Raw genomic sequence first — 12,387 nt, 5'->3', positions numbered from 1 at the left:
CCCATCGGGGAGGCGAGGCCCCGCCTTACCCCTCGATGCGCGAGAAATCCGCCACGGCGGCCGTGGCCGTTCGCAATTCGCCGAGCAATCTCAAACGGTTCGCCCGCACGGCAGGATCCTCGGCATTGACCGTCACCTTGTCGAAGAAAGCGTCGACGGCCGGCCGAAGTTCCCCGAGCACCTTCATGGCGCCGGCGAAATCCTCCCGTGCGACATGGTCGCGGGCATGGCCCGCCGCCGATTGCAGCAGCCCGAACAGCGCGCGCTCCTCGGGCAGGCCGGCGGCGTGGATCAGCGCCGCATCCGGCGCGCCGTCATAGCTGACCCCGTCCTTCTTCTCCTCGATGCGCAGGATATTGGCCGCGCGCTTGGTGCCGGCGAGCAGGTTCTTGCCGTCTTCGGTCGCCAGCAGCTCGGCGAGCGCCTCGATCCGCCGGACGACGGCCAGAAGGTCGTCATTTCGGTCCCCGGAGGCGAGCACGGCATCGACCAGGTCGTGCCGCTGGCCCTTTTCGCGCAGCGACACTTTCAGCCGGTCGTGGAAGAAGGCGAGCAGGTCGGCGGTGAAGCCGGGAATGCTGCTCAACGGCAGTTTCAGACCGTTCTCGACGATCAGCCTGATGACGCCGAGCGCGGCCCGGCGCAGTGCGAAGGGGTCCTTCGAGCCCGTCGGCTTTTCGTCGATGCGCCAGAAGCCGGTCAGCGTGTCGAGCTTGTCGGCGAGCGCCACGGCGATGGCTGTCGGTTCGGTCGGCACGCGGTCATTGGGCCCCTGCGGGCGATAGTGGTCCTCGATGGCGATCGCGACGCTTTCCGCCTCGCCCTGCAGCAGCGCATATTTGCGCCCCATCAGGCCCTGAACCTCGGGAAACTCGCCGACCACCTCGGTCATCAGGTCGGCCTTGGCAAGTTCGGCTGCGCGTTCGGCAAGGCCGGCATCCGCGCCGACCCGCGGCGCGATCTCGCGCGCCAGGGCCTTGATGCGGTCGACGCGCTCGCCCTGCGTGCCGAGCTTTTCGTGGAACACGACATTGAGGGCGCGCAGCTTGGCCATGCGCTGGTCGAGCGGCTTGCCCTTGTCCTCGAAATCAGGGAGGGGGCGCTGGTCGGTCTGGTAGAAATAGAGCGCGTCGGCAAGCCGGGCGCGGATCACCTTCTCGTTGCCGGCAACGATCGCCTTGCCGCCGTCGCGCGCCTCCAGATTGGCGGTCAGCACGAAGCGGCTGGCGAGCCGGCCGGTCTTCGGATCGCGGACGACGAAACATTTCTGGTTGGCCCGGATGGTGGCGCGGATGACCTCGTCGGGAATGGCGAGGAAGGCCTCCTCGAAATCGCCCATCAGCACGACCGGCCATTCGACAAGGCCGGCGACCTCGTTGAGCAGACCCTCGTCCTCGACCAGCTCGTAGCCCTGGGCGAAGCAGAGGTTCTGGGCATCGGCGAGAATCCGGCTCTTGCGCGCTTCCGGATCGGCGACGACGTTGGCCGCCTCGAGCTTGGCGACATAGTCGTCGAGCCGTTTCACCTTGATCGGGCCAGAGGCCATGAAGCGGTGGCCCTGGGTGACGTCGCCGGAAGCGATGCCGTCGATATCGAAGCGGATGACCTCCGGGTCCTCGGTTTCCGGGCCGAAGGTGCAGACGATCGAATGCAGCGGCCTGACCCAGCGCAGTGAGGCGGTGGATGTGGAGGCCGCACCCCAGCGCATCGATTTCGGCCAGGGGAAGCTGCGCACGATGGCCGGCAGGATCTCGGCGATCACCTCGGCAGTCGGCCGGCCCGGCTTCTCGATGACCGCGACATAGAACTCGCCCTTCTTCGGGTCGCTTTCAATCTTGGCCTGGTCGATCGAGGCGAGGCCCGAGGCCTTCAAGAATCCCTGGATCGCGCCATCGGGCGAGCCGACCCGCGGCCCCTTGCGCTCTTCCGTGATGTCGGGCGTCGCGACCGGCAGGCCGTGAACGGAGAGGGCAAGCCGGCGCGGCGTCACCAGCGCCCGGGCGCCTTCGTAGAGGCAGCCGCGTTCGACCAGGGCATTGGTGACCGCCTTCTGCAGATGACCTGCGGCGTCGGCCTGCATGCGGGCCGGGATCTCTTCGCCGAAGAGTTCGATGAGAAGGTCGGGCATTGGCAGTGGCCTGGGCTGTCTTCTGATGGCGCGCGGGTGGGCGCGGCGGATCGATCATCGTCTGGCTGGCGTGATAAAGCCTTGAGAACGGTCCGTCGAGAGCTTGCCGGCGCAGGCTCGCGTCGATATCCGAAACCAGATGGCGGCCGGCGGCGCGCCGGCCCCGGCCTCCTTCTCAGCGCGTGCGGAGGAGGCGCGACATCCGCCAGTCGGCGCCCGGTCCGGCGCTGCCGGCAATGTCGTCGATCAGCCAGCGGCCGTTCTCCTTCACCAGGCTGTAGACGATCGCGCGCGACGCGCCGAACAGGCCGAAATGCGCGGTCACCTGGGCGGTGCGGGCGGTCAGGCCGGCGAGATCGTAGCGCAAAGTCTGCCGGAAGGCCTCGTCATAGTCCTGGCAGCCGCAGGAATAGTCGAAGTCGAGGCCGGCGAGTACGTCCGAGGTGCGCCGCGCCCGGGCACGCTGGGCGGCGAACAGCCGCTTCAGCCGCCGTGACAGGAAAGGCGCGTCGGACGCGCCAACGGGCTTCGCATAGAGTGCCTTGACCGTATCGACGGGGCTCTCGGCGCTCGCCGCGGACCAGGCCGGGCCCGCCGTCAGCGCGAGGCCGGCCGCGCCACCGAAAACGAAGTCGCGCCGGGAGAGCTGAAGCGTCATGCCGCGAGCCCGCCGCCTTCGGTCTGCAGCCAGGCCTCGCCGCAGGCCTTGGCGAGGTCGCGCACGCGCAGGATGTAGCTCTGCCGCTCGGTGACCGAGATCACGCCGCGGGCATCGAGCAGGTTGAAGGCATGGCTCGCCTTGATGCACTGGTCATAGGCGGGCAGCACCATCTTGTGGCGCGGATCGTTGTCCTCGGCTCCCGGCGCGCCCGCCTTGAGGTAGCGCTGGCAGGCGCTTTCGGCCATGCGGAACTGCTCGAACAGCATGGCGGTGTCGGCATGCTCGAAATTGTGCCGGGAATATTCCTGCTCGGCCTGCAGGAAAATGTCGCCATAGGTCACCTTCTCGGCGCCCTCGCGGCCGTTGAAATTGAGGTCGTAGACGCGGTCGACGCCCTGCACATAGGTGGCGAGGCGCTCGAGGCCATAGGTCAATTCGCCCGAGACCGGCGCGCATTCGAAGCCGGCCACCTGCTGGAAGTAGGTGAACTGGGAAACCTCCATGCCGTCGCACCAGCATTCCCAGCCGAGCCCCCAGGCGCCGAGCGTCGGGCTCTCCCAGTCGTCCTCGACGAAGCGCACGTCATGCACGCCGGGATCGAGCCCGATCGCCTTCAACGAATCCAGGTAGAGCTCCTGCAGGTTCGGCGGGTTCGGCTTCAGGATCACCTGAAACTGGTAATAATGCTGCATCCGGTTGGGATTTTCGCCGTACCGGCCGTCCTTGGGCCGGCGCGACGGCTGCACATAGGCCGCCTTCCAGGGCTTGGGGCCGAGCGCGCGCAGCGTCGTCGCGGGATGGAAGGTGCCGGCGCCCACTTCCATGTCGTAGGGCTGGAGGATGGCGCAGCCCTTGTCCGCCCAGAAGCTCTGCAGCGTCAGGATCAGCCCCTGAAACGAGCGTTCGGGCCGCATATGGTCGGGAAGCTGGGAAAGGGACATCGGTCAACGGCTTTGCTGGAATGCTGGCCGAGCAATAAGGACCGATGCCGGGAGGGTCAACAGGCGTGCGGGCGACGCGGCGCCTCGGCCGGCGAAGCCCTGGACCGGATCAGAACGGGCGGTACTCGCCGGTCACCGGATCGCGCCGCAGGCGGCGGATCGGCGCCTCGGCCCGAACCGGCCGCGGCTGCAGCTCGGCAAGGCTCCGGCGGAGCAGCGAATAGGCCGCGATCGCAATCGCTGCAAGGGCGGCCCCGGTCAGAAGCGACGACATGTGTGTCTCCATTGCATGCTTTATCAAGTCTTAACAATCCGGCGAAAACGGGGCGAGCGCGGCTCAAGCACAGGAGGGCAGCGCCTGGCGCACGCCGAGGAACAGCCCCTTGATCTCGGGGGAGCGGTCGCGGCCGAAATCGGCCGGGCCGAGGGCTCCGCGCTCGATGAGAGCCGCCGCGGCCCGACGCACCATGCTGGTTTCGGCGCGGATCCAGAAGGCGGCATTGGCGTCGGCGGCGGTCCTGATCGGCGTCATGGGAGAAAAATAGGCGGCGACGAACAGATTGATATTGGCCGCGGCGAGATAGCGCAGGTGGCGGTCGCACGGCGTCTCGGCGAGCCGGTTCAGGGCATTGGCGAGAGCGGTCGCGTGGTCGAGCATGCCGCGTGCGGTGCGGGCACGCCCCGCCGGCGGCACGAGCAGGCTCGGGCCGTCGACCTCGACGATGCTGGCCTCGGTCCGGATGATGACGGGCCCGGCGGCCGTGTAGGTCAGGTCCAGCGGCTGGTCGGCCCGGCTGAGAATGCCGATCGGTTTCTCGACGGGTGTTTCGCGAATGCCGGGAATGCTGGTGATGATGCGGGGGCCGGCATGGCGCGAAGCGCCTGCGTCCGGCGGGCGACTTGGCGCCGGTTCGGCCCGGACGAGCCGGGCCGCGTCGCGGAGGGCCGGCCAATGGTGCATGCCGGCGAAACCGATGCCGGCGGCGAGCATGGCCACGAGCCAGAGCGGCCACCCGACGCGCGCCGGCAGCGGGTTTGCCGCCGACGCCACGTGCGTCTTGCGAAAGCTGATCGCGAAATCGTCGGCCATGGGATCCGGGCGCGGGCGGGTCGCTTGAGCCTTGGATGATCGCCCGCACCATGTAAGGGTGACCTTAGGGAATTTCCGCGTTTGCTATCGAATTTGGTCAGCGGACGTTAACCGTTTCGGCGCCGCGATCAGCCCGCGAGCGTCCAGTCCAGGCTGATCTCGGCGGTCAGGAGCTTGGAGATCGGGCAGCCTGCCTTGGCGCCGGCGGCGATCTCGCCGAACTTTTCCTGGGTCACGCCCGGCACGGTCGCGGTCAGCGTCAGCGCCGATTTCGATATTTTGAAGCCGGCTCCGTCCTTGTCGAGCGTCACCGCGCAGGTCGTCTTCAGCTCGGTCGGCGTCAGATTGGCGGATTGCAGCGCGAAGGCGAGCGCCATGGTGAAGCAGCCGGCATGGGCTGCCGCCACCAGTTCTTCCGGGTTGGTTCCCTTGCCGTCCTCGAAGCGGGTGTGGAAGGAGTAGGCGGTGTTGTCGAGCACACCGGATTGGGTGGAGAGCGTGCCGCGGCCATCGCGGCCGGTGCCGTTCCAGACGGCGGTTGCGCTGCGGATCATGGGCTTGGCTCCTTGTCGTCGGGACGAACGGTGCGCTGCCGGCAGTCGCTCGCCATGCTCGATCCTGGGAGCAGGCGAATGTCTCGGTTCGCGCCGCCCGACCACGATAGGCGCCTCGGGCTCGCGAGGCGAGGGGGCGCGCCTTCACCGCCCCGTGAGCGGAGACGGGGAATGGCGAGTAGCGCGTGGCGAATGACGGTCGGCCGGGCCAGCCGGGGGCCGGGCTCCCGCCATCCGCTTGATCATCCCCACTCCCCACTCGCCCTTGGCCCATTCGCTATTCCCGGCGCGCCGCCGCGGTCAGCGCCTGGAAGCCGACCCAGCCCCAATAGACCCGATGATGGGCGATCAGGCCGCCGGCGAGGTCGATCACCTCGACGAGGTCGGTCTGGTCGCCGTCGGGCGTGTCGCGCGGATATTCCCAGACGAGCTGGCGGCCATTGGTGAAATACACGCCCGTGCGCCACCAGCGGCCGAGATTGGCGCCGAGGCGCTTGAGGCCGGCTTCGAAGAAGGCACGGATCTCATGCTTGCCGGTCAGAATTCCCCTGCTTCGACCGGGCAGGGTCACGAGAATGAGCGGCGTTTCGAGGACCGCATCCTCGGCATAGAGAGCCATCAGGCCGTCGAGGTCGCGGGCGCGGATGGTGTCGTGCCAGCGTTCGAAGACGTGGCGGGGCGCATCGTTGATCGGATCGGTCATCGGTCCTGCCCTTGAGAGCGGTGGTCGGAGATCCGACCTTTAGAGGCATTGTTGCGCGCAACGGTTCGATGCGTGTCGAAACATGGCGTTGCGCGCCGCGCTACCATGGTGCCGTTCCATCCTGGAGATGTCAGATGCAACCGCAGCCATCCGTTGCCGCAGTCGCCTTCCTGATCGCCGATCCGGCGCGCGCGGCGATGCTGACGGCCCTGGTCGACGGCCGGGCCCGGCCGGCCGGCGAGCTGGCCTATGCCGCCGGCGTCACCGCCCAGACGGCGAGCTCGCATCTCGCCAAGCTGCTCGACGGCGGCCTCCTCGCGGTCGAGACCGAAGGGCGGCACCGCTACTACCGGCTGGCCGGTCCGCAGGTCGCCGAGGCGCTGGAAAGCCTGGCGGCGATCGGCCCCGGCGAGGTGCGCCGCCGGCCGCTGAGCCCGCTGGCCCGCCGGCTGAAATTCGCGCGCTGCTGCTACGATCACCTTGCCGGCCAGGTGGGCGTTGCCGTCGCGGAGGGCCTGAAACGCCGCGGCTACCTCGCGGCCGCGCCGGACAAGCGCTTCGAGGTGACGCCGGCGGGTGCCGCGTGGTTCGCCGCCCAGGGGCTGGCGGTCGACCGGCTCAAGGCAACGCGCAAGGGTCTGGCACGGCAATGCCTCGACTGGACCGAGCGCGAGCATCATCTCGCCGGTCCGCTCGGGGTTGCGCTGCTCAGCCACGGCTGCGCCCGCGGCTGGTTCCGCCGCTCGCCCTCGTCGCGGGCGGTGGAGATCACGCCCGCCGGCTGGGCGGTGCTGCGGCAGGAACTGGGCGTCGACACCTGGTCGCTGCCGACGGCGGCCTGAGCCTGACCCGCCGTCTCGCGTCCGGCATCGTCAGGCGGCCCGGCCCTCGACCGTGACGACCGGCCGCCCGGCCTCGGCGATGGCGCTTGCGACGCGCCCCCCGCAGGACCTGCCGATCAGGTCGATCGCATCGGCCACCGCCGCCTCGAGGTCGCCCGCGCCATTGGTCTGGATGGTCAGCACGGCGCGGCGCGTCGCCGGGGTGATGATCGAACGGGCATCCTGGCGCCAGTTCCAGCGCCGGCAGAGCACGTGGCGCTGGTCGGCATAGACAACCTCGCCGTCCTTCGGCGGGTCGTTCGGATCCTCGCCCGGTTCGGCGCCCATGTCGATGAACGTGTCGCCGGTACGGGCGAAACGGAAGGCGAGCGGGGCTTCGATCCGGTCATGGTCGTCGGCGCCGATACAGGCGACCGCCTTGAGCGAAACGGCGTTGTAGGCGTCGACGAAACTGTTGATGCGCGGCAGCGGCCGTTCGGCGAGGGCATTCTTCATCAGCCGCTCGACCGAGCAGCGGTAGCTGGTCTTCTTGATGCCGAAGCCGCGATAGGCGGCGCGCCAGGCGGCGATGCCGGGGATTTCGGACAGTTCCTGGCCCGCGAAGATCCGCCGTGCCGCCTGTTCGCGCTCCGCGATCTCGGCGTCGAGCGCCGGCGGCCGCCCGGCCGAGATGGTCAGGTCGTCGCAAACGAGGAGGGCGACACGAAAGGCGGGAAAAGGTTCGACGAGGTCTTCGATCGACAGGCTGACGGACATGAACGGGCTCTGTGTGACAAGCGGCCGGGCGCGCCCAACCGATTAGTCCGGGCCGGCCCCGCGCCGCAAGCCAATGCCTCGGTGCCGGATTCGCGCTAGGCTCGGGTCACCACGGATTCGCCGCAAGGCCAAGCCAGGTTGCAGCCATGATCATTCGCCCCGCCTTGCTCGCTCTCGTCTTCGCCCTCGGGCTCGCCGCCGCCCCTGCCGTCGCGCAGCAGGCCGGCGCGCCCCGCACCGCCGATTTCGCCGGTCAATGGGCGGCAAGGCCGGGGGCCGCTGCCGGCGTCGAGATGCGCGTGCGCGGCAATCGCGTCGAGGCGCGCGAACTGTTCACGACGCCGGGCCAGGACCGCTGCGGCACACAGGGGCGGGGACAGGCGCGCGGGGCCAGCGCCCAGATGCAGTTCCAGGGCCGTTGCGCCAACGGCCGGACGACACCGGCGACGCAGTGCACGGTGACGCTGGAGACGCGCGACCGGGTGCGGACCCAGTGCCGCAACGGTCATCAGGCGGTGCTGTTCCGCGTCGGGCGTTGAGCGGCCGACATAGCGGGCGGGGAACCCGGCCGCAGCGGGAGTGTCGTCGGCTCGGGCGCATGCGACGCGATGCCGCGATACGGCAAGGTTGTGGGACATGCCGCGCAACTGAATTTCGGCGATTGCTTCGCCCATGCGCTCGCCAGCGACCACCGCCTGCCCCTGATCGACAAGGGCGTCGATTGCTCGAGAACCGACCTCGGATCATGGCGGCATGCCGGCGACTGAGTGCTGGATCCGGACATCGGAGGCTCCGCGGCGGAGCCCCCGCCTTTTCGGACGGGCCTGTCTTCGATGCCTATAGCCGTCACATGCCGGGATAGTTCGGCCCGCCGCCGCCTTCCGGCGTCACCCAGTTGATGTTCTGGGCGGGGTCCTTGATGTCGCAGGTTTTGCAGTGGACGCAGTTCTGCGCGTTGATGACGAATTTCGGGTCGGTCTTGGCCGCCGCATCGGCATAGGTGACCTCATAGACCCCGGCCGGGCAGTAGAGCCGCGCCGGCTCGCCATAGACCGGCAGGTTCTTGGCGATCGGCACCGAGGGGTCCTTGAGGGTGAGGTGGACCGGCTGGTCCTCCTCGTGATTGGTGTTCGAGATGAACACGCTCGACAGCTTGTCGAAGGAAATGACGCCGTCGGGCTTGGGATAGGTGATGGGCGTCACCTCGGAGAGCGGCTTCAGCGTCGCATAGTCGGGCTTGCCGTGCTTCAGCGTGCCGAACAGCGAGAACTTGAACAGCTCGTTGGTCCACATGTCGATGCCGCCGAGCAGCACGCCGCCGATCGTACCGAACTTCGACCAGAGCGGCTTGACGTTGCGCACCTTATAGAGGTCCTGGCCGATGGCGCTCGACCGCCAGGCCAGCTCGTAGGCCCGCGGCTCGTCGTTGGCGCGGGCATCCGCGATCGCCTCGGCGACATGCTCGGCGGCGAGCATGCCGGAGAGGATCGCGTTGTGCGACCCCTTGATGCGCGGCACGTTGACGAAGCCGGCCGCGCAGCCGATCAGCGCGCCGCCCGGGAAGGTGAGCTTCGGCACCGACTGGTAGCCGCCTTCGGTGATGGCACGGGCGCCGTAGCTCAGACGCTTGCCGCCCTCAAGCACCGGGCGGACCAGCGGGTGCTGCTTGAAGCGCTGGAACTCGTCGAAGGGCGACAGCGTCGGATTGCTGTAGTTCAGGTGCACGACGAAGCCGACATAAACCAGCCCGCCATCGGCGTGATAGAGGAACGAGCCGCCGCCGGTGTCCATCTTCAGCGGCCAGCCGAAGGAGTGCTGGACGAGGCCGGGCTTGTGGTTTTCCGGCTTGACCTGCCAGATCTCCTTCAGGCCGATGCCGAATTTCGGCGGCTCCTTGCCCTCGTCGAGCTTGAAGCGCGCGATGAGCTGCTTGGTCAGGCTGCCGCGGGCGCCTTCCGCAAAGAGCGTATATTTGCCGCGCAGCTCCATGCCGCGGGTGAAGCGGTCGGTGATCGTGCCGTCGCGGGCAATGCCCATGTCGCCGGTGGCGATGCCGAGGACCTCGCCCTTCTCGCCATAGAGCACCTCGGCCGCGGCGAAGCCCGGATAGATCTCGACGCCGAGCGCCTCGGCCTGGGCGGCCATCCATTTGGCCACATTGCCCAGCGAGCCGATGAAGTTGCCGTGGTTGTTCATCAGCTTGGGCATGCCGAAATTGGGCAGCCGGAGCGCGCCGGAATGGCCGAGGAAATAGAAGCGGTCGTCGGTGACCTCCTGCTTCAGCGGCCGGTCCGGATCGTTGCGCCATTCCGGCAGCAGCTTGTCGAGCCCGACGGGATCGATCACCGCGCCCGACAGGATATGGGCGCCGACCTCGGAGCCCTTCTCCACGACCACCACCGACAGGTCCGGATTGATCTGCTTCAGCCGGATCGCCGCCGCCAGGCCGGCCGGGCCGCCGCCGACCACCACCACGTCATAGTCCATGCCCTCGCGGGCCGGCAGTTCCATCGCATCGGCAGTTGCTTCGGCGGCCATCAGTATCCCTTCCGACATCGCTCACGCGTTTCGCGCGCATGTTCGACTTTCATGTGGTTCTAAAGCACGGCCTTCGGTTGATGACAACGCGGCCGGCCGGCGGATGAGCGGGAAAGCGGCGGGAGGCCGGCGGCAGGCGCGCGAAGTGCCTTATCGATAAGACCGTTCGTGCGGCTTCCCGCCGGCTCACGGGGGCGCCGGCCGCGCGGCGACCGTCGGACACTCGGTTGTGACGGCCGCAAGGCGCCAAAATGGCATTTCAGGCCCGTTGCGGCGTCCCTATCGCCGCCGGCCGCCTTTTCCTACGATCCGGCCATGCGCTTCAAGGTTCTGATGGCGGATGTCGACGGCGTCGTGATCGTGCATCCCGACGGGCAGGGATGGGCGGCTCATATCGAGCGGGATCTCGGACTGTCCCGGAAGACATTGCAGGCGGCATTTTTCCAGCCGTACTGGCGAGACATCGTCCTCGGCCACTGCGCGCTCCGGTCGCGCCTGCAGCCGGTGCTCGCCGAGATCGCTCCGCAGATCGACGTCGACGCCTTCATTCGCTACTGGTTCGAGCACGACGCCCATCTCGATCGCGACCTGCTGGCGCAGCTTGCGGACATCAGGGCACGGGGCATGGCGCTGCATCTTGCGACGGTGCAGGAGCACGAGCGTGCACATTACATCTGGCAGACACTCGGCCTGAACCGGTATTTCGACGCGATGCATTATGCGGCGGAGCTCGGCTGCGCCAAGCCGGACGAGGCGTTCTACGCCGCGGTCGAGCGCCAGAGCGGCTTTGGCCCGGCCGACATCTTTTTCATCGACGACTCCGAAGCGAATGTCGCGGCGGCCCGCAAGCGGGGATGGAGTGCCGTCGTCTGGGACGGAACGCGCCGCCTCGTCGATCTTCTGGACGAGGCCGGTCGCTAGCACCGAGGCGCAGGCATCCGCCGCGACGCGTGCCCCGGCCGCCGGCAGGGGGCCGGGGCCGCCATGACGTTCCGCGGCGTGCCGTTCGTCCGTCGCCGATCAAAACGCGCGTGGCCGGCTCCGATCCCCGCGTCAGGCGCCCGGGCCGAAGCCCGCGTCCACGGCGCCACCGCTCCCGTACCCATGTCGGGCAGGACGGACGCCGCCGCGCCCATGCGCGGCGCGGGCGCGATGCGTCTTGTGCCGAAGCTCCGAGGCCGTTAACGATCTGGTAAGGTCCGTTAACGATATCTTAACGTCGCGCTTGAGCGAAATGGTGAACAATGGATTAATGACCCCCGGGTCGCAGGGCAGTCATCGCTAGGGTTACGGGGAATCAATACCCATGAGTCGCGTTGCGTCCTGTTTGTTTTTGCTGGCGTTTTTTCTCGCGCCGGCCGTTCTTGCCGGTGTTTCGCAGGCTCAGGCGCAGTCCCAGCCGTCGCGGCAGACGGCTTCCCTCAGCCCCGGCGGCGGCACCTCCGCCCCGATCGGCTGGGTTCAGTTCTGCAACGACAATGCCGCCGATTGCCGCCAGCGCTCGTCGCAGGCGCGGCGCCTGACGCTGACCTCCACCGCCTTCGCACAACTCGCCCAGGTCAACCTGCAGGTGAACCAGGCGATCGAGCAGGTCGAGGACCGCGACCATTACGGCGTCGAGGAGTTCTGGACCTATCCGGTCGACGGCAAGGGCGATTGCGAGGATCTGGTCCTTGAAAAGAAGCGCCGCCTGATCGCCCTCGGCGTGCCGCGCGAGGCGCTGCTGATCACCGTCGTGCGCGATCTCAACGGCGACGGCCATGCCATCCTGACGGTCGTGACCGACCGCGGCGACTATGTCCTCGACAACAACAACAACGAAGTGAAGCTCTGGCACGAGACCGGCTACCGCTTCATCAAGCGCCAGGCGCAGACCGATCCGAACCAGTGGGTCTCGCTGAACGGCGGCGGCGCCGGTCCGGTCCAGGTGGCAATCCCCCGCCGCTGAGCGGGACGGGAATTCCCTCACCGGGGTCACAAGGGGTGGGGGCAGAAGGGCCGGGGCGAGTCGCAGCGCCCCGGCCTTTCGCTTATGATGGGGCCATGGTCCAGCAACTGACCCCCGACCAAATCGAGGCGCTGCTCGTCTTCTACCGCGATGCCGGCGTCGACGTTGCGCTCGACGAGACGGCGACCGACCGCTTTGCCGAGGGCGAGGCCGAGTTGGCCGCCCG

Annotated in this window: 13 protein-coding genes; 4 read left to right on the top strand and 9 right to left on the bottom strand. The window is 68.2% G+C overall.

Features of this window, described 5'->3' with window-relative positions:
• Positions 1–25: 25 nt before the first annotated feature.
• The 7 genes from glyS to OZ671_RS16305 all read right to left on the bottom strand — a co-directional run bounded on the left by glyS (position 26) and on the right by OZ671_RS16305 (position 6,077).
• Positions 26–2,128 (bottom strand): glycine--tRNA ligase subunit beta, encoded by a 2,103-nt coding sequence (gene glyS, locus OZ671_RS16335; RefSeq protein WP_268861731.1) that lies wholly within the window; start codon positions 2,126–2,128, stop codon positions 26–28.
• Positions 2,129–2,303: 175 nt separating this feature from the next.
• On the bottom strand, positions 2,304–2,786 hold the full coding sequence (locus OZ671_RS16330; RefSeq protein ID WP_268861730.1) for a DUF3828 domain-containing protein: 483 nt from the start codon (positions 2,784–2,786) through the stop codon (positions 2,304–2,306).
• Positions 2,783–3,730: a glycine--tRNA ligase subunit alpha gene (locus OZ671_RS16325; protein WP_038306740.1), complete on the bottom strand. Its 948-nt coding sequence runs from the start codon at positions 3,728–3,730 to the stop codon at positions 2,783–2,785. The genes OZ671_RS16330 and OZ671_RS16325 overlap by 4 nt, the downstream gene beginning before the upstream one ends.
• A gap of 109 nt (positions 3,731–3,839) precedes the next feature.
• Positions 3,840–4,004: a hypothetical protein gene (locus OZ671_RS16320; protein WP_268861729.1), complete on the bottom strand. Its 165-nt coding sequence runs from the start codon at positions 4,002–4,004 to the stop codon at positions 3,840–3,842.
• A gap of 63 nt (positions 4,005–4,067) precedes the next feature.
• The gene (locus OZ671_RS16315) at positions 4,068–4,820 is read right to left on the bottom strand and encodes a hypothetical protein (protein WP_268861728.1); all 753 of its coding nucleotides are present in this window, start codon (positions 4,818–4,820) and stop codon (positions 4,068–4,070) included.
• A 128-nt stretch (positions 4,821–4,948) separates the two neighbouring features.
• Positions 4,949–5,374, bottom strand: a complete 426-nt coding sequence (locus OZ671_RS16310) for an OsmC family protein (RefSeq protein ID WP_038306736.1) — start codon at positions 5,372–5,374, stop codon at positions 4,949–4,951.
• A gap of 277 nt (positions 5,375–5,651) precedes the next feature.
• The gene (locus OZ671_RS16305; protein ID WP_038306734.1) at positions 5,652–6,077 is read right to left on the bottom strand and encodes a nuclear transport factor 2 family protein; all 426 of its coding nucleotides are present in this window, start codon (positions 6,075–6,077) and stop codon (positions 5,652–5,654) included.
• A 134-nt stretch (positions 6,078–6,211) separates the two neighbouring features.
• Here OZ671_RS16305 and OZ671_RS16300 point away from each other — a divergent pair, with 134 nt between their 5' ends.
• The gene (locus tag OZ671_RS16300) at positions 6,212–6,919 is read left to right on the top strand and encodes an ArsR/SmtB family transcription factor (RefSeq protein WP_268861727.1); all 708 of its coding nucleotides are present in this window, start codon (positions 6,212–6,214) and stop codon (positions 6,917–6,919) included.
• Positions 6,920–6,949: 30 nt separating this feature from the next.
• On the opposite strand, the gene OZ671_RS16295 is transcribed toward OZ671_RS16300, so the two are convergent.
• Complete coding sequence (locus tag OZ671_RS16295; protein ID WP_268861726.1) at positions 6,950–7,675, bottom strand: B3/B4 domain-containing protein; 726 nt, start codon at positions 7,673–7,675, stop codon at positions 6,950–6,952.
• A 146-nt stretch (positions 7,676–7,821) separates the two neighbouring features.
• On the opposite strand from OZ671_RS16295, the gene OZ671_RS16290 reads away from it, so the two are divergent.
• A complete protein-coding gene (locus OZ671_RS16290) occupies positions 7,822–8,214 on the top strand; it encodes a hypothetical protein (protein WP_268861725.1) in 393 nt (130 codons plus the stop codon).
• 307 nt (positions 8,215–8,521) lie between these two features.
• On the opposite strand, the gene OZ671_RS16285 is transcribed toward OZ671_RS16290, so the two are convergent.
• On the bottom strand, positions 8,522–10,213 hold the full coding sequence (locus OZ671_RS16285; RefSeq protein WP_268861724.1) for an electron transfer flavoprotein-ubiquinone oxidoreductase: 1,692 nt from the start codon (positions 10,211–10,213) through the stop codon (positions 8,522–8,524).
• 333 nt (positions 10,214–10,546) lie between these two features.
• Between OZ671_RS16285 and OZ671_RS16280 the strand changes: the two genes are divergently transcribed.
• Together OZ671_RS16280 and OZ671_RS16275 are read left to right on the top strand one after the other, a co-directional pair.
• Positions 10,547–11,134 (top strand): HAD-IA family hydrolase, encoded by a 588-nt coding sequence (locus OZ671_RS16280; RefSeq protein WP_268861723.1) that lies wholly within the window; start codon positions 10,547–10,549, stop codon positions 11,132–11,134.
• Positions 11,135–11,519: 385 nt separating this feature from the next.
• The gene (locus OZ671_RS16275) at positions 11,520–12,161 is read left to right on the top strand and encodes a transglutaminase-like cysteine peptidase (RefSeq protein WP_103168756.1); all 642 of its coding nucleotides are present in this window, start codon (positions 11,520–11,522) and stop codon (positions 12,159–12,161) included.
• Positions 12,162–12,387: the final 226 nt, after the last annotated feature.

Source organism: Phreatobacter sp. AB_2022a (assembly GCF_026847585.1).
GTDB lineage: Bacteria > Pseudomonadota > Alphaproteobacteria > Rhizobiales > Phreatobacteraceae > Phreatobacter.
Note: the sequence above shows the minus strand (reverse complement) of the source record. Positions and strands in the feature narration are given on the sequence as shown.